Raw genomic sequence first — 23391 nt, 5'->3', positions numbered from 1 at the left:
GGCCAGCCCCCTCGGGGGGCAGCGACCCGCGTAGCGGCGGAGCGTGGGGGCGTCATTCCGGCCGCCGCGCCGGGCCGCCCCAAGCAAGGCCAGCCCCCTCGGGGGGTAGCGACCCGCGAAGCGGCGGAGCGTGGGGGCAGCATTTTTAGAGCACCACTTTGACCATGGGATGGGTCGACAGCGTGCGGTAGAGCTCGTCGAGCTGCTCGCGGCTGGTGGCTGTGACGGTGATGGTCACGCCCAGGTACTTGCCGCCCTTGCTTTCGCGCAGCTCGATGGTGGTCGCGTCAAACACCGGGTCAAACTGGCGGGCGATCATGCTGATGGCGTGCACCAGTCCATCAACCTTTTCGCCCATCACCTTGATGGGAAACAGCGAGGGGTACTCGATCAGCGATTCCTGGCGCGGTGATTCTGGTGGAGTGGGGGTGCTCATGCTTGCTCCGTCTGCGCCTGCTTGGCGCGCTGGTAGGCCGCGTGTAGCTTCGCGTAAACCGGGCCGGGCTGGCCGCTGCCCACGGCCTGGCCGTCAAGTGTGGTGATGGCCAGCACTTCCTTGGTGGCCGACGACAGCAGGAGCTCGTCGGCGGCGAAAACTTCCTCGCGGCTGATGCGGCGCAGCTCAAACGGTATTCCGGCTTCACGGCAGATGTCCTCGATCAGGCCATACCGTATGCCTTCGAGCACCAGATTGTCCCTGGGCGGGCCCAGCACCTTGCCGCCCTGGACGACCCAGACGTTGCAGGCGGCGGCTTCGCTGAGGAAGCCGTCGCGTAACATCACGGTTTCCACGGCGCCCACGTCGGCGCTGATCTGCCGTGCAAACACCGCACCCAGCAGGCTGGTGCTTTTGATGTGGGCCTTGCTCCAGCGGAAATCGTCGGCAGTGACGCAGGCCACGCCGTGCGCGCGCTGCTCCGGCGTCGGGGGCTTCATTGTGTTGGTCATGACAAACACGGTGGGTGTCAGGTCGGGCGGCATCACGTGGTCGCGCGGCGCCACGCCGCGTGTGATCTGGATGTACACCAGCTGGTCGGTTTTTTCGGGCGCGGTGTGCATCTGCAGTGCATAGTCGGCAACCAGCTTGAGCGCGACATCGTGCCACTGGGCAGCAGACAGCGGATTGGTGATGCGCAGCTCGGCCAGGCTGCGGTCAAGGCGCGCCATGTGCTGCGTGAAGCGAAATGGCTTGCCGCCGTAGACAGGGACCACTTCATACACGCCGTCACCGAAGATGAAGCCGCGGTCCATCACGCTGACCTTGGCGTCCCGCAGCGCCGTGAATTCGCCATTCAGGTAACACGGTGTGGCGGGCAAGGATGTGCTCGAAGCGGGGCTGGAAATGCTCATCATGTCTTCTGAAGTGGGTGGGCTAACAGGCAAGTAGATTGTCGCGCAGGCTTTATCTGCCGTGGCGCTGGACACGCCGCTTGAACCAGACGCGCCAGCGCCAGATGAGTTTGACCAGGATGTAACCGATGGTTGAACCCATGACTGAAAAAATCGCCATGCCGAGGACGGCGGGCCAGCCAAAGTGTGCCAGCCACCCCATGACATCGAATCCGGCGCTGGCCGAAGCAGCTTCCAGGGCGGCACTGCCCGCCTCGACGTCGTGCGGTGCGACGCCCAGGATCAGGCTGCCCAGCTTGTAAGCCAGCCAGAGCCAGAAGCCAATGGTGAAAGGGTTGGTGACCAGCGTCGCCCCTGCCGCCACCGGGATGTTGCCGCGCCACCAGATGCAGTGGACCGCTGCCACCAGGATCTGGGCTACAGGCAGTGCAAACGCCCAGAACAGGCCGATCGCGACACCGCGGGCCACGGCTTCGTGCTGCACATGCCAGAGCCCGGGCTCACTCAGGTGATGGGCCACCGGCTTGAGCCACGGATGGGCTGCCAGCGTTTCGCGGCTGATCCCTTTCGTGAAGCGGTCCGTCCAGTGGGCGCCACTTTTTTTGTGGGCGGGCCGCCCAGGTGAAGGTTTGGGTTTGTGGGGACTCATGCCGTAGCCGGCGGTCCGGCAGGCCTCGCTGAGGTTTTATCAGGGTTCATCATGGAAAAATCATTGTGCTGGATGGGCCCGCAAGCCGTTTGTCAGCCGAAGAAAATCACGGCTGCGATGGCCATGGCACCCAATCCGAGGTTCAAGCCTGCCAGCGTGGCAATTTGCCCGACCCGTCGCCCGCCTTCGGGCCAATCCGTTGCTGCTATCGCCAGTTTCAGGCGGCGGTAAGGGCCGAAATAGAGGTGGCCAAACAGTGCAAACATCAGCAGGCCGATGCCGAACATCAGATGCCAGCCCAGAGGCGCATTTCTCATGCCGGCGGCCAGCAGCATGGCCAGTCCGGTGAGCAGCAGCAGCCCGATGGCAGGCCAGACCAGTACAAAAAATTTCTGCAGAACGAGGGCGATCAATGGCAGGCGTTGTGGCGGCGCCAGTTGCGCGGTGACTGCAGGCCGCAATGCAAAAAGCATGAAGCTGATGCCGCCTAGCCACACGATGGCCGAGGCGATATGAAGGAATTTCATCAGGGCTGGCATGCGAAGGTCTTTCAAAAAAACGGGCCCATGCGGGAGCGGGTTTACGCCTGATTCGTGGAGGCCGCAGGCTGCAGGAGAACCGATTGTCGCCTGCAACGCTCCCGGCGAATGCTGCCCGCCGGGGCTCTCGCCGCACAATCGTGCGGGGACTTTCCGGAATGGGTGGGTTTCTACGTATAATCAAGGGCTTTGCTAATAACCGGCTTGTAAGCTGCCTGTGATTTGTAGTGGACAAGATGACAGATTCGGCAGTTCACCCAGCGGCGAAAGCCCCAACCCGGGAAGAGGTTGAGGCAGACCGCGAGGATTTCAAGCCGCTGACGCGCGAAGAAGCGCAAAAACTGCGTGAAGCCAGTCCTTCGCTATCGCCCTGGTGGGTGGTGGCCGGGCAACTGGTGGTGGGGGTTGTGGTGGCATGTGCCGCCTGGGCCCTGACCGGAAGACAGAGTGTGGCGTGGTCGGCGTTCTATGGCGCGCTGGCTGTCGTGGTTCCTGCGGCGCTTTTTGTGCGCGGGCTGACCAGCAAGGTGTCTTCCATGAATGCAGGTGCTGCGGTGTTTGCATTCTTTTTGTGGGAAATGGTCAAGATTGCCTTGACGGTCGCGATGTTGTTCGCGGCGCCGCGGCTGATCGAGAATTTGAGCTGGCCTGCCATGCTGGTGGGCCTGATAGTGGCGATGAAGGTGTATCTGGGCGCTCTCTGGTTCAAGCCGAAGCGCCCGGTGACGCACCAAACTTAACGAGACGAGTAGTTAGATGGCTTCTGCAAACGGACCTACCGCCGGCGAATACATTGGTCACCACCTGACCCATTGGCAAAACAAGCCGATGAGCGGCGTCATTGACTTCTCCGTATACAACCTTGATTCCATCTTCTGGGCTGTTGTTTTGGGTGTTGTCGGCAGCTTTTTCCTGTGGAAGGCGGCGCGCGCCGCAACCTCCGGTGTGCCGGGCCGCTTCCAGGCTGCCGTCGAAATCCTCGTTGAAATGGTCGACAGCCAGGCCAAAGGCATCATCAACAACGCGCAAAGTCGCAAGGTGATCGCGCCCATGGCGCTGACCGTGTTTGTCTGGATTTTCCTGATGAACGCGATGGACTTGCTGCCCGTCGATTTCCTGCCTAAGCTCTGGGAACTGGCCTTTGCCGCTACTGGCCATGATCCGCACCACGCCTACCTGCGCGTCGTGCCGACCGCCGATCTCTCCGTCACCTTGGGTCTGTCGGTCTCCGTGCTGCTGATCTGCATTGTTTACAACATCAAGATCAAGGGTATTGGCGGCTGGCTCCATGAAATGGTCAGCGCGCCATTTGGCGGACATCCCATTCTGTGGCCTTTCAATTTCGTGTTCCAGATCATCGAGTTCATTGCCAAGACCGTGTCGCATGGCATGCGGCTGTTCGGCAACATGTATGCCGGCGAACTGGTCTTCATGCTGATCGCCTTGATGGGTGGTGCTGCCGCCATGTCGCTGTCGGGCATCCTGCTGCCTATCGGCCATGTTCTGGCCGGCACCGTGTGGGCCATCTTCCACATCCTGATCATCACGCTCCAGGCCTTCATCTTCATGATGCTGACCCTGGTCTACGTGGGCCAGGCCCACGATCATCACTGATTCATCAATCTGGTTTTCTCTTTCTTTTTGTTTGTTAGTTAACTTAAATCCATAGGAGCTTTAAATGGAAAACGTACTCGGTCTCGTCGCTTTGGCCGCTGGCCTGATCATTGGCCTGGGCGCTGTCGGCGCATGTATCGGTATCGGCATCATGGGTAGCAAATACCTCGAAGCAGCTGCACGCCAGCCTGAGCTGATGAACGAACTGCAAACCAAGATGTTCCTGCTCGCAGGTCTGATTGACGCCGCTTTCCTGATCGGTGTCGGTATCGCGATGATGTTCGCGTTTGCCAACCCTTTCGTGCTGAAGTAATCGTCACAACCCCGACAGAAAGGCGTTGCCGTGAGTATTAATGCAACCCTGTTCGTCCAGGCGATTGTTTTCGCGATCCTGGTGTGGTTCACAATGAAATTTGTGTGGCCGCCCATTACGAAAGCGCTGGACGAGCGTGCCCAAAAAATCGCTGAGGGCCTCGCCGCTGCTGACAAGGCAAAATCCGAACTCTCCGTCGCCAACAAGCGCGTGGAAGAAGAGCTGGCCAAGTCGCGCAACGAATCAGCACTGCGCCTGGCCGAGGCCGAGCGCCGTGCCCAGGCCATGATTGAAGAGGCAAAAGCCAAGGCTGCGGAAGAGGGCAACAAGATCATTGCCGCTGCCAGGGTCGAGGCCGAGCAGCAAACCGTCAAGGCCCGCGAAACACTGCGTGAGCAGGTAGCCGCACTGGCCGTCAAGGGTGCCGAGCAGATTCTGCGCAAGGAAGTCAATGCCGGTGTGCATGCTGACTTGCTGGGCCGCCTGAAGACAGAGCTTTGAGAGGGGCGTCACCATGGCCGAACTAGCCACCATTGCCCGTCCTTATGCTGAAGCGCTCTTCAAGGCGTCCACGTCCGACCTGAACGGCGCCTCCGTCTGGCTCGATGAGCTGGCGGCGGTTGCCTCCAACGGACAGTTGCAGCAGTTTGCCGGCAACCCCAGTGTGACCGCGACCCAGACGTTCGACGTGATGGCCGGTGTTGTCAAGGCGTCCTTGCCGGAAGCTGCGAAAAACTTCCTGCGGGCGGTGATCGACAACGGCCGCATCAGCGTCCTGCCGGAAATTGCCAGCCAGTTCCGGGCATTGAAAAATGCAAAAAGTGGCTCGTTCGATGCGACCGTGTACAGCGCCTTTGCGCTCGAAGGTGCGGCACTGGCCGATCTGGCAGCAACGCTGGAAAAACGTTTTGGCCGCAAGCTCAACCTCAAGGTCGAGATCGAGCCTGCCCTGATCGGCGGCGTGCGTGTCGTGGTGGGTGACGAGGTGCTGGACACCTCGGTCAAGGCCCGTTTAGAGCAAATGAAAGTGGCGCTGATTTCGTGATCTGGCGCCTTCGCGTTACATCAAGTCTTTAGCCAACAAACATAGAAAGAAGGAAAGAGTCATGCAACTCAATCCCGCAGAAATTTCTGAACTGATCAAGAGCCGTATCGAAGGCTTGACGGTCAGTGCCGACATCCGTAACCAGGGTACCGTCGTGTCGGTATCCGACGGCATTGTCCGTGTCCATGGCCTGTCCGATGTGATGCAGGGCGAGATGCTGGAATTTCCGCCTACTGCCGACGGCGCTCCTACCTATGGCCTGGCGCTGAACCTCGAGCGCGACTCGGTCGGCTCCGTGATCCTGGGTGAATACGAACACATCGCCGAAGGCGACACCGTCAAGTGCACGGGCCGCATTTTGGAAGTGCCGGTGGGTCCCGAACTGCTTGGCCGCGTGGTCAACGCCCTCGGCCAGCCTATCGACGGCAAAGGCCCGATCAACGCCAAGATGACCGACGTGATCGAAAAGGTCGCACCGGGCGTGATTGCCCGTAAATCGGTGGACCAGCCTCTGCAGACCGGCCTGAAGTCCATCGACTCCATGGTGCCCGTCGGCCGCGGCCAGCGCGAACTGATCATCGGTGACCGCCAGACCGGTAAAACGGCTGTGGCGATTGACGCCATCATCAGCCAGAAGGGTCAGGGCGTTTCCTGCGTTTATGTCGCCATCGGCCAGAAAGCCTCGTCGATCAAGAACGTGGTGCGCTCGCTGGAGCAAGCCGGCGCCATGGACTACACCATTGTCGTCGCGGCTTCCGCTTCCGAATCGGCTGCCATGCAGTATGTCAGCGCCTACTCCGGCTGCACCATGGGCGAGTACTTCCGCGATCGCGGTCAGGACGCCCTGATTGTGTATGACGACCTGTCCAAGCAGGCTGTGGCTTACCGCCAGGTCTCGCTGCTGCTGCGCCGTCCGCCAGGCCGCGAAGCCTATCCCGGCGACGTGTTCTATCTGCACAGCCGCCTCCTCGAGCGCGCTGCACGCGTGAACGAAAAATACGTCGAAGACTTCACCAAGGGCGAAGTCAAGGGCAAGACCGGGTCGCTGACGGCCCTGCCGATCATCGAAACGCAGGCCGGCGACGTGTCCGCCTTCGTGCCGACCAACGTGATCTCGATCACCGACGGCCAGATCTTCCTGGAAACCAGCCTGTTCAATGCCGGTATCCGCCCCGCCATTAACGCCGGTATCTCGGTGTCGCGCGTCGGTGGTGCGGCCCAGACCAAGTTGATCAAGAACCTGTCCGGCGGTATCCGTACCGACCTGGCCCAGTACCGTGAGTTGGCTGCGTTTGCGCAGTTCGCTTCGGACCTGGACGAAGCCACCCGCAAGCAGCTGGACCGCGGTGCCCGCGTGACCGAACTGCTCAAGCAGGCACAGTACTCGCCTTTGTCCATCTCCAACATGGCCTCCACGCTGTTCGCAGTGAACAAGGGTTTCATGGACGACGTGGATGTCAAGAAGGTGCTGGCTTTTGAAGCCGGCCTGCACAGCTACCTCAAGGACAAACACGCTGCGCTGATGGCCAAGCTCGAAGCCGCCAAGGCGATGGACAAGGACGCCGAGGCGGAAATGACCACTGCCGTGACCGCGTTCAAGAAGTCGTTTGCCTGATTCGGACCTGAAGACATCAAAGCCCAGGGCTTAGAAACCATTTAGGAAGCAATATGGCAGCAGGCAAGGAAATACGCGGCAAGATCAAGTCGGTTGAAAACACCCGCAAGATCACCAAAGCCATGGAAATGGTGGCGGCCTCCAAGATGCGCAAGGCGCAGGAACGGATGCGCGCTGCCCGACCCTACAGCGACAAGATCCGCAACATCACGGCCAATCTGAGCCAGGCCAATCCCGAGTACACGCATGAATTCATGCAGACCAACGACGCCAAAGCCGGCGGTTTCATCGTGGTCACGACGGACAAGGGCCTGTGCGGCGGCTTGAATACCAACCTGCTGCGCGCAGTCACCGTGAAACTCCGGGAACTGCAGGCAGCGGGTCAGGGCATCCAGTCGGTGGCCATTGGCAACAAGGGCCTGGGCTTCCTGAACCGGATTGGCGCGCAGGTGGTGTCGCATGCGACGCACCTCGGTGACAAACCGCATCTGGACAAGCTGATTGGCCCGGTCAAGGTGCTGCTCGACGCCTACAGCGAAGGCAAGATCAACGCGGTGTACCTTTGCTACACCAAGTTCATCAACACCATGCGCCAGGAGCCTGTGGTCGAGCAGTTGCTGCCGCTGACGGCAGACCGGCTGCAGGCTGACAAGGACCAGCATGGCTGGGACTATATCTACGAGCCTGACGCACAGACGGTTATCGACGATTTGCTGATCCGTTACGTGGAGGCGCTGGTTTACCAGGCAGTCGCCGAGAACATGGCGTCCGAGCAGTCGGCACGCATGGTGGCCATGAAGGCCGCTACCGATAACGCGGGCAGCGTCATTGGCGAGCTCAAATTGGTTTACAACAAAACGCGTCAAGCGGCGATCACGAAAGAACTTTCGGAAATCGTTGCCGGTGCCGCAGCGGTTTAAGCCGCGATTCAAGATTTAAAGAACGGAAAAGGACTCAGTCATGGCTCAAGTTCAAGGCAAGATTGTTCAGTGTATTGGCGCGGTGGTGGACGTGGAGTTTGCGCGTGACCAGATGCCCAAGATTTATGACGCGCTCAAGATGGACGGCTCGGCTCTGACGCTGGAAGTCCAGCAGCAGCTCGGCGACGGCATTGTGCGCACGATTGCGCTGGGTACCTCGGACGGCCTGCGCCGCGGCAACGTGGTGTACAACACCGGCGCGCCCATCACGGTGCCGGTCGGCAAGGCCACTTTGGGCCGCATCATGGACGTGCTCGGCGCGCCCATCGACGAGCGTGGCCCGGTGGGCCAGGAGCTCACCGCTTCGATCCACCGCAAGGCCCCTGCCTATGACGAGCTGTCGCCATCGCAGGAACTGCTGGAAACCGGCATCAAGGTGATTGACCTCGTGTGCCCGTTTGCCAAGGGCGGCAAGGTCGGCCTGTTCGGCGGCGCCGGCGTCGGCAAGACTGTGAACATGATGGAGCTGATCAACAACATCGCCAAGGCGCACTCGGGCCTGTCCGTGTTTGCCGGTGTGGGTGAGCGGACCCGCGAAGGCAATGACTTCTATCACGAGATGGCCGACTCCGGCGTTGTGAACCTCGAGAACCTCGGCGAGTCCAAGGTTGCGATGGTTTACGGCCAGATGAACGAGCCCCCGGGCAACCGTCTGCGCGTGGCGCTGACTGGCCTGACGATTGCCGAGTCCTTCCGTGACGAAGGCCGTGACGTGCTGTTCTTCGTGGACAACATCTACCGCTACACGCTGGCCGGTACTGAAGTGTCCGCGCTGCTGGGCCGCATGCCTTCCGCCGTGGGTTACCAGCCGACGCTGGCCGAAGAAATGGGCCGCCTGCAGGAGCGCATTACCTCCACCAAGGTCGGCTCCATCACGTCCATCCAGGCCGTTTACGTGCCAGCCGATGACTTGACCGATCCTTCGCCTGCCACCACCTTTGCCCACCTGGACTCCACCGTGGTGCTCTCGCGTGACATCGCTTCGCTGGGTATCTACCCTGCCGTGGACCCGCTCGATTCGACCAGCCGCCAGCTTGACCCCAACGTCGTCGGTGAAGACCACTACGCCACGGCCCGTGCCGTGCAGGGCACGCTGCAGCGCTACAAGGAACTGCGCGACATCATCGCGATTCTGGGCATGGACGAGCTGGCCCCTGAAGACAAGCTGGCCGTGGCTCGCGCCCGCAAGATCCAGCGTTTCCTGAGCCAGCCTTTCCACGTTGCTGAAGTGTTCACGGGCTCGCCCGGCAAATACGTGACGCTGGCTGAAACCATTCGCGGCTTCAAGATGATTGTGGCCGGCGAGTGCGACCACCTGCCGGAGCAGGCCTTCTACATGGTCGGCACGATTGACGAAGCTTTCGAGAAGGCCAAGAAGGTCTAAGCAATGGACACCACACACACCATCCATGTCGATGTTGTCAGCGCGGAAGAAGCCATCTTCTCCGGTGAAGCCAAATTTGTGGCTTTGCCGGGCGAAGCGGGCGAGCTGGGCATTTACCCGCGCCACACGCCGCTGATCACCCGCATCAAGCCCGGTGCGGTGCGTATTGAAAAGGCCGATGGTACGGAAGAGTTTGTTTTCGTGGCCGGTGGCCTGCTCGAAGTGCAGCCCAACTGCGTCACGGTGCTGAGTGACACCGCCATCCGGGGCAAGGACCTTGACGAAGCCAAGGCCAGCGTGGCCAAGGCCGCCGCCGAGGAAGCGCTGAAGAACGCGAAGACCGATATCGATATTGCGATGGCCCAGTCCGAGCTGGCCGTGATGGCTGCGCAGATTGCGGCTTTGCGCAAGTACCGCCAGAAAAAATAACGCGAACCAGAGACCGCGCGTCCCAAGCCCTGCTCGAAAGACCAGGGCTTTTTTTATGAGCCCTGCATGGTGGGGCGAGCCCTACTTCGTGGCTGCAGCGCGTTCCCGGTACTCGCGGGGCGTACACCCCAGCTCGCGTTTGAACACCGAGTTGAGGTACTGCACCGAACCGAACCCGGTGCGGCCGGCAACTTCCGCGCCGGTGAGCCGGGATTCATCGAGCATGGCCTTGGCCTGTTGAAGCTTGTACAGCAATATCTCGTCGTGCACCGTGCGCTGCAGTTCGCGGCGGAAGTAAGTTTCCAGCGAGGAGCGTGACAGGCCGACATGGGCGGCCACCTGCTCGGTCTTGATGCCCTGGCAGGCATATTGGCGAATGTAATGAAGTGCCCGCATCACATGCGGGCCGTGGACCGCTTCGCGATGGCTGGATGCGCGCGCGTGCACCCCGGCGGGCGGTACAACAATGCGTGTGTCCTTCAGTCGCGCGCCGCCCAGAATCTGGTGCAGCAAATGCGCCGCAGTGTGGCCCATCTCCTCCGTGCCCTGGCTGACCGAGCTGAGCTGGATACGCGTCAAATGCTGGCCCAGCGTGTCGTTGTCAATGCCCACAATAGCCACCTCATCGGGCACGGCGATGTCGGCCATGATGCAGGCCTGCAACAACTGCCGGGCGCGTGCATCGGTGACGGCGATCACCCCCACCGGTTTGGGCAGCGACTTCAACCAGCTCATGAGCTGGTGCGAAGCGCTGTTCCAGGTGGGTGCGCTGGTGGCCAACCCGCGGTGGATGTGGCAGGCCAGCCGGTCGCGCTGCATCAACGTCTCAAATACCTTTTCACGCTCCTGTGCCCAGCGATTGAGCGGCGATTCGGGCAGGCTGTAGCACGCAAACCGGGTGAAGCCCATTTCGATGAGGTGCAGGTAGGCTTGCTGGATCAGCAACTGGTTGTCCGTGGCGACATAGGGCACGCCTGCGGGGTAAAGGGTTTCGTCGGCATAGGAACTGCCGACGGCTACGACCGGCAACGCCATGGTGGACAAAGTGCGGGAGACGGCCGGATCATCGAAGTCCGCGATGATGCCGTCGCCTCCCCAGTCTTCTATCCCGTCCAGGCGGAAACGGAAGTCCTCTTCCAGAAAGAGGTCCCAGGCGACGCGTGTCTGGTTCACGTAGGAGCCGATGCCCGCTATGACCTCGCGGTCGTAGACCTTGCTGGCATGAAACAGCAAGGCCACGCGGTAGACCCTGGCATTGGCGTGCGTGCGGTGAGGCTGCATGAAATTGATGAGTTTGCCCACGAATTCTCGCTCAACACTTCACTTTTTGCGGTGCAGCATCAAAAATTGCCATGGTTTCTGGTGATTTACACAATCGAACCGCCAGCCCATGCGAAGTAGCATTTGTGGATTCACTCAGAGCGGGTTTTTAGAGATGTCCTACTTCGACTCCATTGCGCCGGTCCGTTACGAAGGACCTGGCGGTAGTTCCCCACTGGCTTACCGCCACTACAACCCTGAAGAACGCCTGCTTGGCAAAACCATGCAGGAGCATCTTCGACTGGCGGTCTGCTATTGGCACACCTTTGTCTGGCCCGGCAGCGATGTGTTCGGCCAGGGCACTTTTTCCCGGCCCTGGCACGAGGCAGGCGATGAACTGACGATGGCGCGCCGCAAGGCCGACGCGGCTTTCAGCCTGTTCACACGGCTGGGCGTGCCTTTTTATACCTTCCACGACACCGACGTGGCGCCCGAAGGCAGCAATCTGGCGCAGTACCGCAGCAACTTCTCGGCGATGACGGACGTGCTGGCGCAGAAGCAGGAAGAGACCGGCATGCGCCTGTTATGGGGTACGGCCAATCTGTTCAGCCATCGCCGGTATGCCGCAGGTGCGGCGACCAACCCCAACCCCGAAGTCTTCGCCTATGCGGCGACCCAGGTGTTCAGTGCGATGAACGCCACCAGGCAGCTTGGCGGCACCAACTACGTGTTGTGGGGTGGGCGGGAAGGTTACGACACCTTGCTCAACACGGACTTGCGTCAGGAGCGCGAGCAGTTGGGCCGCTTCATGCGCATGGTGGTGGAGCACAAGCACAAGACCGGTTTCAAAGGGGACCTCCTGATCGAGCCCAAACCGCTGGAGCCTACCAAGCACCAGTATGACTACGACTGCGCGACCGTTTACGGTTTTCTCAAGCAGTTTGGCCTGGAGCAGGAGATCAAGCTCAACATCGAGGCCAACCACGCCACGCTTGCAGGGCACAGTTTTCAGCACGAAATCGCCACTGCCGCGGCGCTGGGTGTGTTTGGCAGCATTGACGCCAATCGAGGTGATCCCCAAAACGGCTGGGACACCGATCAGTTCCCCAACAGCGTGGAAGACCTGACGCTGGCCATGTATGAAATCATCAAAGCTGGCGGGTTTGTCAACGGCGGCTTCAACTTCGATGCCAAAGTCAGGCGCCAAAGCATGGACGCGGTCGATATCGTGCACGGCCATGTGGGGGCGATTGACGTGCTGGCCCTGGCGCTCAAGAGCGCGGTGCGCCTCGTCGAGCAAGACGAACTCGAGCGTTTCAGGCAGCAGCGTTATGCCGGCTGGCAACAGGACCTGGGACGCCGGATTCTGGCTGGCGATATGAGCCTGGCGCAGGTCGCCGAACATGCTTTTGTCAACGAATTCAACCCGATGCCGGTGAGCGGCCGTCAGGAATGGCTGGAAAACCGGGTCAACGCTGCGATTTTCGGGGGCGTGGCTTGATGCGCATGCCTTTCGCCGCGAGGCTGGATTCCCCGCGCCTCGACGGGCGCAGGGAAGGCTTCCTGGCATCCGTCAACCTTCCATGACAAAACAGGACCAGCAGTGAGTCTCACCGTAGGATTCAAGGATGTCGTCAAGCGCTTTGGCCCGGTGCAGGTGCTGCACGACGTCAGCTTTGAACTCGCGCCCGGCAAGGTGTATGGCTTGCTGGGTGAAAACGGGGCGGGCAAGTCGACCCTGATGAAAATCCTCGCGGGTTATGAAACGCTGACCAGCGGTGAACTGACCATCAATGGCCAGGCCATGCATTTCGGTGGCTCGCGCGCAGCGGAGGCTGAGGGCATTGTCATGATTCACCAGGAGTTCAATCTCGCTGAAGACCTGACGATTGCCCAGAACATCTTTCTGGGCCACGAAAAAAAGCGCGGCTGGTTGCTCGACGACAAGGCCATGAGCCTCGAGGCGAGGCGCGTGCTGGCTCAGGTGGGCTTGAGCATCAATCCCGATACCCGCGTCAGCCAGCTGATCGTTGCTGAAAAGCAGCTGGTGGAAATTGCCAAGGCGCTGGCGCGCAAGACGCGTTTTCTGGTGATGGACGAGCCGACGGCCACGTTGACGCAGGGCGAGACCGAGCGGCTATTCACGCTGATTGCCCAGCTCAAGACCGAAGGCGTGACAGTGCTGTATATCTCGCACAAACTGGACGAGGTGGAGCGGATCACGGATGAGGTGATCGTGATGAGGGATGGCCGTTTTGTCGCACGCCGGCCCACTTCCAGCCTGAGCCGTCAGCAAATGGCCAGCCTGATGGTTGGCCGCGAACTCTCGGACCTGTATCCCGTCAAGGAGCCGTCGCCGGTGGATGCCGCGATCCTGTTTCAGGTCGAACATGTCAACGTTCCCGGCTGGGCCAGCGACATCAGTTTTGAGGTGCGGGCAGGTGAGATTCTGGGCTTTGCAGGGCTGGTCGGCGCCGGCCGGACGGAACTGTTTGAAGGCTTGCTTGGCTTGCGGAAATCGTCCGGTGGCCGGGTACGCCTGGACGGGGAAGACTGGGTGCGCCGCAACCCCCGAGCGGCTGTTCGCCGCGGCCTGACGTATCTCAGCGAAGACCGGAAAAACAAAGGGCTTCATGTTCACTTCGGCTTGCGGCAAAACCTGACGCTGATGGCCCTGGAACGTTATGCGCAGCCCCTGCTGTCGCCAGATGCCGAGCGGCGTGCCCTGCAAACAGCTGTCAGTGATTTTGGAATCCGCACCGGTTCCCTCGACAACCCGGCTTCTGCGTTGTCGGGAGGCAATCAGCAAAAGCTGGCATTGGCCAAGGTGCTGCATCCCGGCCCCCGGGTTGTTGTTCTTGATGAACCCACACGCGGTGTCGACATTGGTGCCAAACGAGATATCTACTTTCTGATCCAGCGTCTGGCGCGGGAAGGGCACGGCGTCATTGTCATATCTTCGGAGCTGATGGAACTGATAGGCCTGTGCCATCGCGTTGCCGTGATGCGTGCCGGCAAGTTGGTTGCCATGCTCCAGGCCGACGAACTAACTGAAGAGGTCATGATCGCCCATGCCACCGGAACACACTGAAGCCCCATCGGCTACCGGCTTCGCTGCCGAACGCCTGGCCTCCCGAAGCCTGTCCTGGCGGCAGTCGCTGCATGGCATGGGTCCGCTCGCGGGGCTGGTCTTGCTGTGCATTGCGGGTGTGCTGCTCAACGAAAATTTTGCAACGCTGGACAACGCCATGAATGTGCTGACCCGCACGGCGTTTATCGGCATCATTGCCGTGGGCATGTGTTTTGTCATCATCTCGGGGGGCATCGACCTGTCGGTGGGCTCGATGGCCGCGCTGATTGCAGGTAGCACGATTCTCATGATGAATGCGGTCGCGGCAACGGTGGCGTCTGCTGTGCTGGTGGTCGCGCTCGGCATGGCTTTCGCGGTGCTGCTGGGGGCGATGTTCGGCCTGGCCCATGGCCTGCTGATCACCAAGGGGCGCATTGAACCCTTTATCGTCACGCTGGGCACACTGGGTATCTTCCGCGCCTACCTCACCTACTTCTCCAATGGCGGTGCCATCACGCTCGACTCGAACCTGTCGACGGTCTACAGCCCGGTCTATTACGGCAGTCTGGCCGGGATCCCGATTCCTGTGTGGGTTTTTATCGTGGTGGCCATGCTGGGCGCGCTGATTCTCAACCGGACGGCCTATGGGCGGTACGTCCAGGCCATCGGCTCCAACGAACAGGTGGCGCGTTACGCGGCTGTCGAAGTCGATCGCGTCAAGATCATCACCTACGTATTGCTGGGGGTGTGCGTTGGCATTGCCACCTTGCTGTATGTGCCCCGCCTCGGGTCAGCTTCGCCGACCACCGGACTGCTGTGGGAGCTCGAGGCCATTGCCGCCGTGATTGTGGGCGGCACCGCCCTCAAAGGCGGCGCGGGCGGCATCACCGGCACGGTCATAGGCGCCGTGCTGCTTTCCGTGATCAGCAACATTCTCAACCTGACCAGCATCATCAGCGTGTACCTCAATGCTGCCGTACAGGGCTTTGTCATCATCGCGGTTGCGTTCTTCCAGCGAGGCCGCCGCTAGGTTTTCCCCGGTAGCGCAGGCTACTACTTTTCCAACCAGCAAGGAGACAACCATGAAATCGATGATTCGGAAACTGGCAACCGGCGCCGCGGTGCTGGTCTGCCTGGGTACGGCCCCAGCGGCTTTTGCGCAAAACAAACCCCATATTGGCGTGGCCATACCCGCCGCCACACACGGCTGGGCCGGCGGCGTTGTCTATTGGGCCAATCGCACCAAGGCCGAGCTTGAAAAACAATACCCCGGCCTGAAGGTCACCGTGAAAACCGCGGGCTCCGCCGCCGAACAGGCCAACCAGGTGCAGGACCTGCACACGGCCAACAAGATCGACACCCTGGTGATCCTTCCGTTCGAGTCGGCACCGCTGACCCAGCCGGTGGCTCAGCTCAAAAGCAAGGGTGTCTACGTGACGGTTGTGGACCGTGGATTGACTGATGCGAGTGCGCAGGACGCGTATGTGGCCGGTGACAATCCCGGGTTCGGCAAAGTCTCTGCCGAGTACATGGCCAAGGCCCTGGGCGGCAAGGGCGATGTGGTGGTTCTGCGCGGCATTCCGACGGTCATCGACAACCAGCGTGTCGATGCATTCAATGCCGTGATGGCTACTCATCCGGGCATCAAGGTTCTTGATGCAAAACACGGCAACTGGAACCGTGACGATGCGTTCAAGGTCATGCAGGACTACCTGACGCGTTTCAAGAAAATTGACGCTGTCTGGGCTTCCGACGACGACATGGCGGTGGGTGTGCAAAAAGCCATCGACCAGGCCAAGCGCAGCGACATCAAGCTCGTGCTCGGCGGTGCGGGTTCCAAGGAGTACATCAAGAAAGTCATGGACGGCGACAAGCTGGTGACCGCTGACGTCACTTATTCGCCCAGCATGATTGCCGATGCGATGAAACTCACCGCCGCGGCGCGCGTCAAGGGCGAGAAGGTTGCTGCCACGACCATCATCCCTTCGGTCCTGATCACCAAGGAAAACGCCAAGCAGTACTACGAGCCTGCTTCTCCGTTCTAAGGTATCCAACCTTTGCTTTCGCTCCTGCCTCTTGAATGAAGAGGCGGAGCGAAGCGTTCAACTTTTTGGGAACTACTGCCATGGCAAGACCCGTCACATTGTTTACCGGCCAATGGGCCGATTTGCCGCTCAAGGAGCTGGCGCCGTTGGCCCGAAGCATGGGCTACGACGGCCTGGAGCTGGCCTGCTGGGGTGACCACTTCAATGTTCAGGAAGCGCTGAAGAGCGCCAGTTACGTCAAAGACAAGCGCAAGCTGCTCGAGCAGCACGGCTTGCAATGTTTTGCAATTGGTGCCCATCTGGTGGGGCAGGCTGTTTGCGACCTGATTGACGAACGTCATCAGGCGATTGTTTCCGAGGAAATATGGGGCGATGGCGAGCCGGAAGGCGTGCGCCAGCGTGCGGCGCGCGAAATGCAGGACACTGCACGCGCAGCTGCAAAATTCGGCGTCAAAACCGTGACAGGTTTTACCGGCTCGTCCGTCTGGCACGCCAACTATGCTTTTCCGCCAACCACGCAGGCTTTCTGGGACAAGGGTTTTGCCGACTTCGCGCGGCGCTGGACGCCTATTCTCGACGTGTTCGAATCCGTTGACGTGAACTTCGCGCTGGAGGTGCATCCCACCGAGATTGCGTTCGACATCGCATCCAGCCAACGGGCGGTGGAGGCGGTCAAAGGCCACCGGCGGTTTGGGTTCAACTTCGATCCCAGCCATTTGGGCTACCAGGGGGTGGACTACATCAAGTTCATTCGTACCTTTCCCGACCGGGTTTACAACGCCCACATGAAAGATGTCTGGTGGAACAAGGGTGACGGCACCGTCGGCGTGTTCGGCGGGCACACCAGCTTTGGCGACGCAAGGCGCTTCTGGGATTTCCGCAGCGTGGGGCGCGGCATGATCGATTTCGAATCGCTGATCGTCGCACTCAACGACATCGGCTACGCCGGCCCCCTGAGCGTGGAGTGGGAGGACAGCCGCATGGACCGGGTGCACGGTGCCACGGAAAGCGCGGCCTTTTGCAAGCGGCTGGACTTCAAGCCGGCGGCAGGTGCTTTTGATGCGGTCTTCGACAAATCGAAGCAGGGCGGCATGGCGGGGTCGGCGGCATGAGAACGCTGCGTTACGCCATGGTCGGGGGCGGTCGGGATGCCTTTATCGGCGCCGTGCACCGCAAAGCCATGGCCCTGGACGGGCAGATGGCACTGGTCGCCGGCGCCTTGTCGTCGGATCCCGACAAGGCACGGGCGTCAGGTCAAGACCTGGGTCTGCCGGCGGCAAGAAACCATGGCAGCTGGCAAGAGCTGCTGAGCGACGAGCTCAAACGTCCCGAGGACGAGCGCATCGACTTCGTTTCCATCGTCACGCCCAACCATGTGCATTTTCCGGTTGCGCGCGCTTTTGCCGAGGCCGGCATTCATGTGGTGTGCGACAAGCCGCTGGTCCACACCAGCGCGCAGGCGCAGGAGCTGACCAGCGTGGCCGCCAAAAGCGGCATTGTTTTCGGCGTGACCTACAACTACACCGGTTATCCCATGGTGCGCGAGGCGCGCCACATGGTGCGCCAGGGTGCGATCGGCGAGATACGCAAGGTCATTGTCGAATACAACCAGGGCTGGCTCGCTACCCGCCTTGAGGGCGGCAACAACAAGCAGGCCGACTGGCGGACCGATCCGGCGCGCAGCGGTGCGGCCGGGGCCATCGGCGATATCGGCTCGCACGCAGAGAACCTTGTTGCCACGGTTACCGGGCTGGAGCTTGAAAGCCTGTGCGCTGACCTGACGGCTTTCATTCCCGGCCGCAGGCTGGACGACGACGGCAATCTGCTGCTGCGGTTTACCAATGGCGCGCGTGGCGTACTGATCGCTTCGCAGATTGAGGTGGGCTGCGAAAACGACTTGCGCCTGCGTGTTTTCGGCAGCAGCGGCACGCTGGACTGGCGGCAGGAAGAGCCCAACCAGCTGCTGCATTCCCCGATGGACGGGCCGCGCCGCATCCTGACGCGCGGGTCACCCTGGCTGTGCCCTTCGACGCAGCGGGCCAGCCGCTTGCCAGCCGGCCACCCCGAAGCCTTCATTGAAGCCTTTGCGAATGTCTATCTGGGCGTGGCGGCCGACATCCGCGCGCGCGCTGATGGGTGTGCGGCTGATCCCCTGGACGCGGACTACCCGCGCCTCGAAGACGGCGCGCGCGGCGTTCGTTTTATAGAGAAGGTGGTGCAGTCGGCGCGCAGCGAACAGAAGTGGACGTTGATGGGCTGAAGCGGCGAAATCCGGGTCGCCGGCGGCGCGCGACGCGGCAGCTTCCTGCTTTTGCCCTGGGGGCTTGCAAGTCCCGCAGCCGTGAGTGGCGGTGGCGCCACGTTCTCATTTCATCATGCGGATGCTGGTGGCTGTATATATTCAAGCCAAATATGCCTCCAGCCCATATGGGGCGGGCGCAAGCAGCTATCAAATGTGGAGTGTTTCGGGTGCCGTCACTGTGCCCAGGGTGGCAAGGTAACAACTGGACACGCTAAATGACAGCCATGGAGTGGGCCTCCCCATTATTGTTGAGGTGAGTTCAAGTCAACAACGAGGTGCGAGATGGACAGTCTTCTGGACAGCCTGACATGGGAAGAAGAAGCGTCGCCAGAGCGCAAGGCCAGGCGCGCGCGCAAGGTCTGGGTGACGCGGGTTGTGCTTGCGGTGGCTGCCCTTTTTGTACTGGCCGTGGTCCTGGCGCCCTGAGATGACGTGACCAGCGCCTGGACTGACGACGCCCACTTGGCTATTGCAGCAAGGGCGTGTCGGGAAGCTCGTTGGGATTGTGGGGGGCGTCCTGCCTGCCGTCGATGGCAAAGTGGGCCATCAACAACGCCGAGGTTTCTTCCAGCGCTTGCGTCAATCCGTCTTCATACCGCTTTTCCCTGAACGCCTGCGCCATGCGCGCCACCATGGCCTGCCACTGTGCCGCGCTCACATGCCGGGACAGGCCGCGGTCGGCGACGATTTCAATCGCGTGGTCGGCCAGCAGCAGGTAAATCAGCACGCCGTTGTTCTGCTCGGTGTCCCAGACGCGCAGTTTGCCAAACAGGCTCACTGCCCGGTCATGCGGGCTGGCGCGCCGCCACAGGTAACTCAGCGGCAGCCCGGCTTCCACACAGATGCGGATTTCACCGCTGTGGCGTTTTTCGCTGGCGGCCACGCGCTGCGCCAGGCGCTTCAGCAAATCGGGCGGAATGGCACGGCGCGTGTCGTCTTCATCCAGCCAGAGGTGCTTGAAGAGGCGTGAGAGGAAATGGCCCATGGTCGGATCCTTACCAGTTGCCCGACGCGCCGCCGCCGCCGAAGTTGCCGCCGCCACCGCTGCTGAAGCCGCCACCGCCTCCTCCGCTGCTCCAGCCCCCGCCGCCCGTGTGGCCGCCCCAGCCTCCGAGCCCGCCGCGCCGGCCCGTGGGCATCACGCTGGAAACCAGTGCAAACAGCATGGCCACGACGGTGGCCGCACCGGCAATCAGCAGGCTGGAAGTGACGATCCAGGCCAGAAAACCGACCGCTCCGCCGGTGACCAGCGATCCGGCCTTGCGCCCGAACATGCCGGCGAGTACCCGGCCACCAATCGGCACTGCAAAGAAGAGGAAGACAGCGAGATCCGTCCACTGGAAGCCCGGCGTTGCAGGTTTGCCCGCGTCAACCTCGGGCAGCGGCAGGTTTTCGCCGGTGATGCGCGCCATGATCTGGTCGACCCCGGCATCCAGACCGCCGGCAAAATCGTTCTGTCTGAAACGCGGTGTGATGGCGCGGTCGATGATCTGCCGCGCCGCCAGGTCGGGAATGGCGCCTTCAACCGCCTTGGCAGTGGCAATGCGGACCTTGCGGTCGTTTTTGGCGACCACCAGCAGGACACCGTCACCGACATCCTTGCGTCCTATTTTCCAGGCGTCACCGAGGCGCTGGGTGTAGTCGGTGATGTCCTCGGGCAGGGTGCTTGCCAGCATCAGCACCACGATTTGCGTGCCGCGTGCTTTCTCGAAGGCCGCCAGCTTGGCCTCCAGGGCCTGGGTTTGCCCGGCATCCAGCGTGCCGGTGCTGTCCATGACGCGGGCCGTCAGCGGCGGGATGGCCTGCAGGTCCTGGGCCTGCGCCGTCCCTGCCAGGCAGCAGCCTGCCAGCAACAAGCCCACGCACCGGTTTAGCCAACCCGTCCCCACAGCTCCAATCCAGCGGCTTGCCACGGTGGCTACTTATTTTTTGTTGAAGTCCACCGTCGGGGGCGCAGAGATCTGCGCTTCGTTCTGCACGCTGAAATTCGGTTTGACCGTGTAGCCGAAAACCATGGCCGTCAGGTTGTTGGGAAAGCTGCGTGCGAGCACGTTATAGGCCTGCACGGCCTGGATGTAGCGGTTGCGCGCCACCGTGATGCGGTTTTCGGTGCCCTCCAGCTGCACGCGCAAGTCCTGGAAGCCCTGGTTGGCCTTGAGGTTGGGGTAGTTTTCCGTTACCACCAGCAGGCGCGACAGGGCCGAGCTGAGTTCACCCTGTGCCGCCTGGAATTTTGCAAAAGCCTCGGGGTTGTTCAGGGTCTCCGGGGTCACCTGCATGGAGGTGGCCTTGGCGCGGGCTTCCACCACCTTGGTCAGTGTTTCCTGCTCGAAATTGGCCTCGCCCTTCACCGTGGCGACGATATTGGGCACCAGGTCGGCGCGGCGCTGGTACTGGTTGAGCACTTCCGACCAGGCCGACTTGGTCTGCTCGTCCAGGCGCTGGAAGTCGTTATAGCCACAGCCGGACAGCAGCAGGGTGAAGAGGCCGGCAAGGCCCCAGCTTAAAAAGCGCGATTTCATGGCAAGCCTCCAGAATTGCATGTTGCAACACTACCATAGCTGAATGTCGCCGCATGTCGTCCTTTCTCTCCAGATCAGTCCGCTGCAGGCCCTGCATGCGTCCCTCAAGCCGCACCCTGTCCGGGGCAGTGCCCATGGTGGCCTTATCGTGGCCGGCGCCACGGGCGCGCTCGGCAGCGAAGTCCTGCGCCGGCTGGCGGGCAGTGGCGGCTTTGCCCACACCCAGGTGCTGGCGCGTGAACCCATGAACACCGGTCTGGCACAGGTAGCGATTGCGGCGGTGCGGGGAGAGGACATCGCGGCCTGGCCGGTCTGCCCGTTGCCGGCACAGACAGGTGTGGTGATGTTCGAGCCCCCCCGGCTGTACCACGACCGTGAGCGTGCACTGTGGACGCCGCAGCCGGAACAGCTGCTCGCGCTGGCGCAGTGGCTCAGGCGATGCGGCGTCCAGACCCTGGTGCTGGTGTTGCCGCACGCACCGGGGCGCCTGCCGCAGGCTTTGCGCCATGGCCTGGCCAACATCGACGAGCAACAGGTGGCCGCGCTGGGCTTTGAACGTGTGCTGCTGGTACGTTCGGCGCAGAAGCCGTCTGCGCGGGGGCGCTTGGGGTTTCCGGAAAATGTTGCCGCCTGGATGCTGTCTACTCTCAAATACATGATCCCGGCCGGCGAGCAGCCGGTGCGCCCCGCAAAGCTGGCGGAGTTTGTGGACCTGGCGCTCAGGGCTTTGCCGGCGGGTACCCATGTGGCGGCACCGGAATTGCTCTGGCAGGCCAGCCAGGCGCCAAACATGCACAGTGTGGTGCGGGCGTGGCTTAATACGGGGCAGCCACCCGATGCGGCTGAGCGTTCATCCCTTGAATGATTCCATGCGAAAACCCAAAGTTTCCCAGGCGAACAACGGCAGCGCCGATGACATTGAAGCGTTTTTTTACGAGGCACTGCAAGGCGGTGACATCGAAAAACTCATGGCCTGCTGGGCCGACGAAGACGACATTGTCTGTGTCCACCCCGGCGGGCCCCGGCTCGTGGGGATGGCCGCCATACGCGCTGCGTTCGACGCCATGTTTGCCAACGGCTCCATTCGTGCCCATGCCGAAAAAATCCGCAAGGTCGAAGCCATGGGTTCCAGTGTGCACAGCGTGCTGGAACGCATTGAAGTGATGACTGAAGAAGGCCCCGTTCACGCCTACGTGATTGCCACCAACGTCTACCACAAGACCGCCCAGGGCTGGCGCATGGTGGCGCACCACACCAGCCCCGGCACGCCGCGCGAGATGCAGGAAATCTCGGACAGCCCGCAGGTGCTGCACTGAGTGAGGCTACCGTGATGCAATACCACGCGCCGTGGTGGTTGCCCGGCGGCAACCTGCAGACGATTTACGCCGCTTTGCGTTCGGAGCGTTACCTGGGCGAGGCGCCGAGCTTTCGCCGCGAGCGCTGGATCACGCCTGACGATGATTTTGTGGATGTTGATTTCGCCCGCCACGCCAGTCCGGGAACGGAGGCAGGTCAGGTGCCCCTGCTTGTGGTGTTCCATGGCCTGGAGGGCTCGTCGGCCAGCCATTACGCCGAGGCCTTCGCCGATGTGGCACGCGCCCGGGGCTGGGCTTGCGCGGTGCCGCATTTCCGCGGTTGCTCGGGCGAGCTCAACCGCGCGCCGCGCGCCTACCATTCAGGTGACTTCGAAGAGATCGACTGGATACTGCACCGCTTTCGCAAGCTGCATCACGGCCCGTTGTTTGCCGTCGGCATTTCGCTGGGTGGCAACGCACTGATGCGCTGGGCCGGCGAGATGGGCCAGTCGGCCGGCAGCGTCGTCACAGCGGTCGCCTCGGTCTGCTCGCCGCTGGACCTGGCGGCCAGCGGCCACGCCATCGGCCAAGGCTTCAACCGATTGGTGTACACCCGCATGTTCCTGCGGTCCATGGTGCCCAAGGCACTGAAGAAGCTCGAGCAGCACCCCGGCCTGTTCAGCGCGGAGGCGCTGCTTGCGGCCCGCGACCTGTACGCCTTCGACAACGTCTTCACGGCACCCCTGCATGGGTTCAAAAACACCGAAGACTACTGGGTGCGTGCTTCGGCCAAGCCCCACATGCGCCGCATTGAGGTTGCGGCACTGGCACTCAACGCACTCAACGACCCTTTCATACCCGCCGCGAGCCTGCCCCAGGCCTCCGACGTGAGTGGGGCCGTCACGCTCTGGCAGCCGCACGAAGGCGGGCATGTCGGGTTTCCTTCCGCGCCCTTTCCCGGGCATGTGCGCGCCATGCC

At 61.7% G+C, this 23391-nt stretch carries 27 protein-coding genes; 19 read left to right on the top strand and 8 right to left on the bottom strand.

Annotated features, from left to right (window positions below; all coding sequences use genetic code 11):
* Window positions 1-145: 145 nt before the first annotated feature.
* The 4 genes from WA904_RS00605 to WA904_RS00590 all read right to left on the bottom strand — a co-directional run bounded on the left by WA904_RS00605 (window position 146) and on the right by WA904_RS00590 (window position 2538).
* Entirely contained in the window at window positions 146-436 is a 291-nt protein-coding gene (locus tag WA904_RS00605; protein ID WP_425195195.1) for a YbeD family protein, read from the bottom strand.
* Window positions 433-1350, bottom strand: a complete 918-nt coding sequence (locus WA904_RS00600; protein WP_425195194.1) for a D-amino acid aminotransferase — start codon at window positions 1348-1350, stop codon at window positions 433-435. The genes WA904_RS00605 and WA904_RS00600 overlap by 4 nt, the downstream gene beginning before the upstream one ends.
* Window positions 1351-1402: 52 nt before the next feature.
* Window positions 1403-1999: a DUF2062 domain-containing protein gene (locus WA904_RS00595; protein ID WP_425195193.1), complete on the bottom strand. Its 597-nt coding sequence runs from the start codon at window positions 1997-1999 to the stop codon at window positions 1403-1405.
* Between the two features lie 92 nt (window positions 2000-2091).
* Window positions 2092-2538, bottom strand: coding sequence for a CopD family protein (locus tag WA904_RS00590; protein ID WP_425195192.1), 447 nt, complete (start codon window positions 2536-2538; stop codon window positions 2092-2094).
* 236 nt (window positions 2539-2774) lie between these two features.
* Here WA904_RS00590 and WA904_RS00585 point away from each other — a divergent pair, with 236 nt between their 5' ends.
* The 9 genes from WA904_RS00585 (at window position 2775) to WA904_RS00545 (ending at window position 9918) form a co-directional block, all read left to right on the top strand.
* A complete protein-coding gene (locus WA904_RS00585; protein WP_425195191.1) occupies window positions 2775-3278 on the top strand; it encodes an ATP synthase subunit I in 504 nt (167 codons plus the stop codon).
* A 16-nt stretch (window positions 3279-3294) separates the two neighbouring features.
* Window positions 3295-4152 (top strand): F0F1 ATP synthase subunit A, encoded by an 858-nt coding sequence (gene atpB / locus WA904_RS00580; protein WP_425195190.1) that lies wholly within the window; start codon window positions 3295-3297, stop codon window positions 4150-4152.
* A 64-nt stretch (window positions 4153-4216) separates the two neighbouring features.
* Window positions 4217-4465, top strand: coding sequence for a F0F1 ATP synthase subunit C (gene atpE, locus WA904_RS00575; RefSeq protein ID WP_096668784.1), 249 nt, complete (start codon window positions 4217-4219; stop codon window positions 4463-4465).
* Window positions 4466-4495: 30 nt separating this feature from the next.
* The gene (locus WA904_RS00570; protein ID WP_425195189.1) at window positions 4496-4966 is read left to right on the top strand and encodes a F0F1 ATP synthase subunit B; all 471 of its coding nucleotides are present in this window, start codon (window positions 4496-4498) and stop codon (window positions 4964-4966) included.
* Between the two features lie 13 nt (window positions 4967-4979).
* The gene (locus tag WA904_RS00565; RefSeq protein ID WP_425195188.1) at window positions 4980-5510 is read left to right on the top strand and encodes a F0F1 ATP synthase subunit delta; all 531 of its coding nucleotides are present in this window, start codon (window positions 4980-4982) and stop codon (window positions 5508-5510) included.
* A gap of 61 nt (window positions 5511-5571) precedes the next feature.
* Complete coding sequence (atpA, locus tag WA904_RS00560; protein ID WP_425195187.1) at window positions 5572-7125, top strand: F0F1 ATP synthase subunit alpha; 1554 nt, start codon at window positions 5572-5574, stop codon at window positions 7123-7125.
* 53 nt (window positions 7126-7178) lie between these two features.
* The gene (atpG, locus tag WA904_RS00555; protein WP_425195186.1) at window positions 7179-8045 is read left to right on the top strand and encodes a F0F1 ATP synthase subunit gamma; all 867 of its coding nucleotides are present in this window, start codon (window positions 7179-7181) and stop codon (window positions 8043-8045) included.
* A 40-nt stretch (window positions 8046-8085) separates the two neighbouring features.
* Complete coding sequence (atpD, locus tag WA904_RS00550; protein ID WP_425195185.1) at window positions 8086-9489, top strand: F0F1 ATP synthase subunit beta; 1404 nt, start codon at window positions 8086-8088, stop codon at window positions 9487-9489.
* A gap of 3 nt (window positions 9490-9492) precedes the next feature.
* Window positions 9493-9918, top strand: a complete 426-nt coding sequence (locus WA904_RS00545; RefSeq protein ID WP_425195184.1) for a F0F1 ATP synthase subunit epsilon — start codon at window positions 9493-9495, stop codon at window positions 9916-9918.
* 81 nt (window positions 9919-9999) lie between these two features.
* On the opposite strand, the gene WA904_RS00540 is transcribed toward WA904_RS00545, so the two are convergent.
* Window positions 10000-11199, bottom strand: coding sequence for a XylR family transcriptional regulator (locus WA904_RS00540; RefSeq protein WP_425195183.1), 1200 nt, complete (start codon window positions 11197-11199; stop codon window positions 10000-10002).
* 154 nt (window positions 11200-11353) lie between these two features.
* Between WA904_RS00540 and xylA the strand changes: the two genes are divergently transcribed.
* The 7 genes from xylA to WA904_RS00505 all read left to right on the top strand — a co-directional run bounded on the left by xylA (window position 11354) and on the right by WA904_RS00505 (window position 19021).
* Window positions 11354-12679 (top strand): xylose isomerase, encoded by a 1326-nt coding sequence (gene xylA, locus WA904_RS00535; protein WP_425195182.1) that lies wholly within the window; start codon window positions 11354-11356, stop codon window positions 12677-12679.
* A gap of 102 nt (window positions 12680-12781) precedes the next feature.
* Window positions 12782-14269, top strand: a complete 1488-nt coding sequence (locus WA904_RS00530; RefSeq protein WP_425195181.1) for a sugar ABC transporter ATP-binding protein — start codon at window positions 12782-12784, stop codon at window positions 14267-14269.
* Entirely contained in the window at window positions 14250-15278 is a 1029-nt protein-coding gene (locus tag WA904_RS00525) for an ABC transporter permease (protein WP_425195180.1), read from the top strand. Before WA904_RS00530 ends, WA904_RS00525 begins: the two co-directional genes overlap by 20 nt.
* A gap of 52 nt (window positions 15279-15330) precedes the next feature.
* On the top strand, window positions 15331-16293 hold the full coding sequence (locus WA904_RS00520; protein ID WP_425195179.1) for an ABC transporter substrate-binding protein: 963 nt from the start codon (window positions 15331-15333) through the stop codon (window positions 16291-16293).
* Window positions 16294-16373: 80 nt separating this feature from the next.
* Window positions 16374-17405, top strand: coding sequence for a sugar phosphate isomerase/epimerase family protein (locus tag WA904_RS00515; RefSeq protein ID WP_425195178.1), 1032 nt, complete (start codon window positions 16374-16376; stop codon window positions 17403-17405).
* Window positions 17402-18553 carry a Gfo/Idh/MocA family protein gene (locus WA904_RS00510; RefSeq protein WP_425195177.1) on the top strand — a complete coding sequence of 384 codons (1152 nt, stop codon included), beginning with the start codon at window positions 17402-17404 and terminating at the stop codon, window positions 18551-18553. Before WA904_RS00515 ends, WA904_RS00510 begins: the two co-directional genes overlap by 4 nt.
* 324 nt (window positions 18554-18877) lie before the next feature.
* Complete coding sequence (locus tag WA904_RS00505; RefSeq protein ID WP_425195176.1) at window positions 18878-19021, top strand: hypothetical protein; 144 nt, start codon at window positions 18878-18880, stop codon at window positions 19019-19021.
* Window positions 19022-19061: 40 nt separating this feature from the next.
* On the opposite strand, the gene WA904_RS00500 is transcribed toward WA904_RS00505, so the two are convergent.
* From WA904_RS00500 to WA904_RS00490, 3 genes are all read right to left on the bottom strand, one after another.
* Window positions 19062-19580, bottom strand: coding sequence for a TPM domain-containing protein (locus WA904_RS00500; RefSeq protein WP_425195175.1), 519 nt, complete (start codon window positions 19578-19580; stop codon window positions 19062-19064).
* 10 nt (window positions 19581-19590) lie between these two features.
* The gene (locus tag WA904_RS00495; RefSeq protein ID WP_425195174.1) at window positions 19591-20451 is read right to left on the bottom strand and encodes a TPM domain-containing protein; all 861 of its coding nucleotides are present in this window, start codon (window positions 20449-20451) and stop codon (window positions 19591-19593) included.
* Between the two features lie 66 nt (window positions 20452-20517).
* Window positions 20518-21117 (bottom strand): LemA family protein, encoded by a 600-nt coding sequence (locus WA904_RS00490; RefSeq protein WP_425195173.1) that lies wholly within the window; start codon window positions 21115-21117, stop codon window positions 20518-20520.
* Between the two features lie 43 nt (window positions 21118-21160).
* On the opposite strand from WA904_RS00490, the gene WA904_RS00485 reads away from it, so the two are divergent.
* From WA904_RS00485 to WA904_RS00475, 3 genes are all read left to right on the top strand, one after another.
* Window positions 21161-21982, top strand: a complete 822-nt coding sequence (locus WA904_RS00485; RefSeq protein ID WP_425195172.1) for a hypothetical protein — start codon at window positions 21161-21163, stop codon at window positions 21980-21982.
* Window positions 21983-21986: 4 nt separating this feature from the next.
* On the top strand, window positions 21987-22433 hold the full coding sequence (locus WA904_RS00480; protein WP_425195171.1) for a YybH family protein: 447 nt from the start codon (window positions 21987-21989) through the stop codon (window positions 22431-22433).
* Window positions 22434-22447: 14 nt separating this feature from the next.
* Window positions 22448-23391 (top strand): YheT family hydrolase (locus WA904_RS00475; protein WP_425195170.1); only part of this gene is annotated, 944 nt, incomplete at its 3' end.

It is taken from the genome of Polaromonas sp. (assembly GCF_049790275.1).
Lineage (GTDB): Bacteria > Pseudomonadota > Gammaproteobacteria > Burkholderiales > Burkholderiaceae_C > Polaromonas.
This window is presented reverse-complemented; position numbering and strand designations above follow the sequence as displayed.

Bases quoted from the DNA above. Each gene is read 5' to 3' on its own strand.
- atpD (WP_425195185.1), top strand. From the start codon at position 8,086: ATGGCTCAAGTTCAAGGCAAGATTGTTCAGTGTATTGGCGCGGTGGTG.
- atpG (WP_425195186.1), top strand. From the start codon at position 7,179: ATGGCAGCAGGCAAGGAAATACGCGGCAAGATCAAGTCGGTTGAAAAC.
- WA904_RS00590 (WP_425195192.1), bottom strand. From the start codon at position 2,538: ATGCCAGCCCTGATGAAATTCCTTCATATCGCCTCGGCCATCGTGTGG.
- WA904_RS00480 (WP_425195171.1), top strand. From the start codon at position 21,987: ATGCGAAAACCCAAAGTTTCCCAGGCGAACAACGGCAGCGCCGATGAC.
- atpB (WP_425195190.1), top strand. From the start codon at position 3,295: ATGGCTTCTGCAAACGGACCTACCGCCGGCGAATACATTGGTCACCAC.
- xylA (WP_425195182.1), top strand. From the start codon at position 11,354: ATGTCCTACTTCGACTCCATTGCGCCGGTCCGTTACGAAGGACCTGGC.
- WA904_RS00490 (WP_425195173.1), bottom strand. From the start codon at position 21,117: ATGAAATCGCGCTTTTTAAGCTGGGGCCTTGCCGGCCTCTTCACCCTG.
- WA904_RS00605 (WP_425195195.1), bottom strand. From the start codon at position 436: ATGAGCACCCCCACTCCACCAGAATCACCGCGCCAGGAATCGCTGATC.
- WA904_RS00515 (WP_425195178.1), top strand. From the start codon at position 16,374: ATGGCAAGACCCGTCACATTGTTTACCGGCCAATGGGCCGATTTGCCG.
- atpE (WP_096668784.1), top strand. From the start codon at position 4,217: ATGGAAAACGTACTCGGTCTCGTCGCTTTGGCCGCTGGCCTGATCATT.
- WA904_RS00500 (WP_425195175.1), bottom strand. From the start codon at position 19,580: ATGGGCCATTTCCTCTCACGCCTCTTCAAGCACCTCTGGCTGGATGAA.
- WA904_RS00595 (WP_425195193.1), bottom strand. From the start codon at position 1,999: ATGAGTCCCCACAAACCCAAACCTTCACCTGGGCGGCCCGCCCACAAA.
- WA904_RS00585 (WP_425195191.1), top strand. From the start codon at position 2,775: ATGACAGATTCGGCAGTTCACCCAGCGGCGAAAGCCCCAACCCGGGAA.
- WA904_RS00600 (WP_425195194.1), bottom strand. From the start codon at position 1,350: ATGAGCATTTCCAGCCCCGCTTCGAGCACATCCTTGCCCGCCACACCG.
- WA904_RS00525 (WP_425195180.1), top strand. From the start codon at position 14,250: ATGCCACCGGAACACACTGAAGCCCCATCGGCTACCGGCTTCGCTGCC.
- WA904_RS00545 (WP_425195184.1), top strand. From the start codon at position 9,493: ATGGACACCACACACACCATCCATGTCGATGTTGTCAGCGCGGAAGAA.
- WA904_RS00505 (WP_425195176.1), top strand. From the start codon at position 18,878: ATGGACAGTCTTCTGGACAGCCTGACATGGGAAGAAGAAGCGTCGCCA.
- atpA (WP_425195187.1), top strand. From the start codon at position 5,572: ATGCAACTCAATCCCGCAGAAATTTCTGAACTGATCAAGAGCCGTATC.
- WA904_RS00520 (WP_425195179.1), top strand. From the start codon at position 15,331: ATGAAATCGATGATTCGGAAACTGGCAACCGGCGCCGCGGTGCTGGTC.
- WA904_RS00510 (WP_425195177.1), top strand. From the start codon at position 17,402: ATGAGAACGCTGCGTTACGCCATGGTCGGGGGCGGTCGGGATGCCTTT.
- WA904_RS00540 (WP_425195183.1), bottom strand. From the start codon at position 11,199: ATGCAGCCTCACCGCACGCACGCCAATGCCAGGGTCTACCGCGTGGCC.
- WA904_RS00485 (WP_425195172.1), top strand. From the start codon at position 21,161: ATGTCGCCGCATGTCGTCCTTTCTCTCCAGATCAGTCCGCTGCAGGCC.
- WA904_RS00565 (WP_425195188.1), top strand. From the start codon at position 4,980: ATGGCCGAACTAGCCACCATTGCCCGTCCTTATGCTGAAGCGCTCTTC.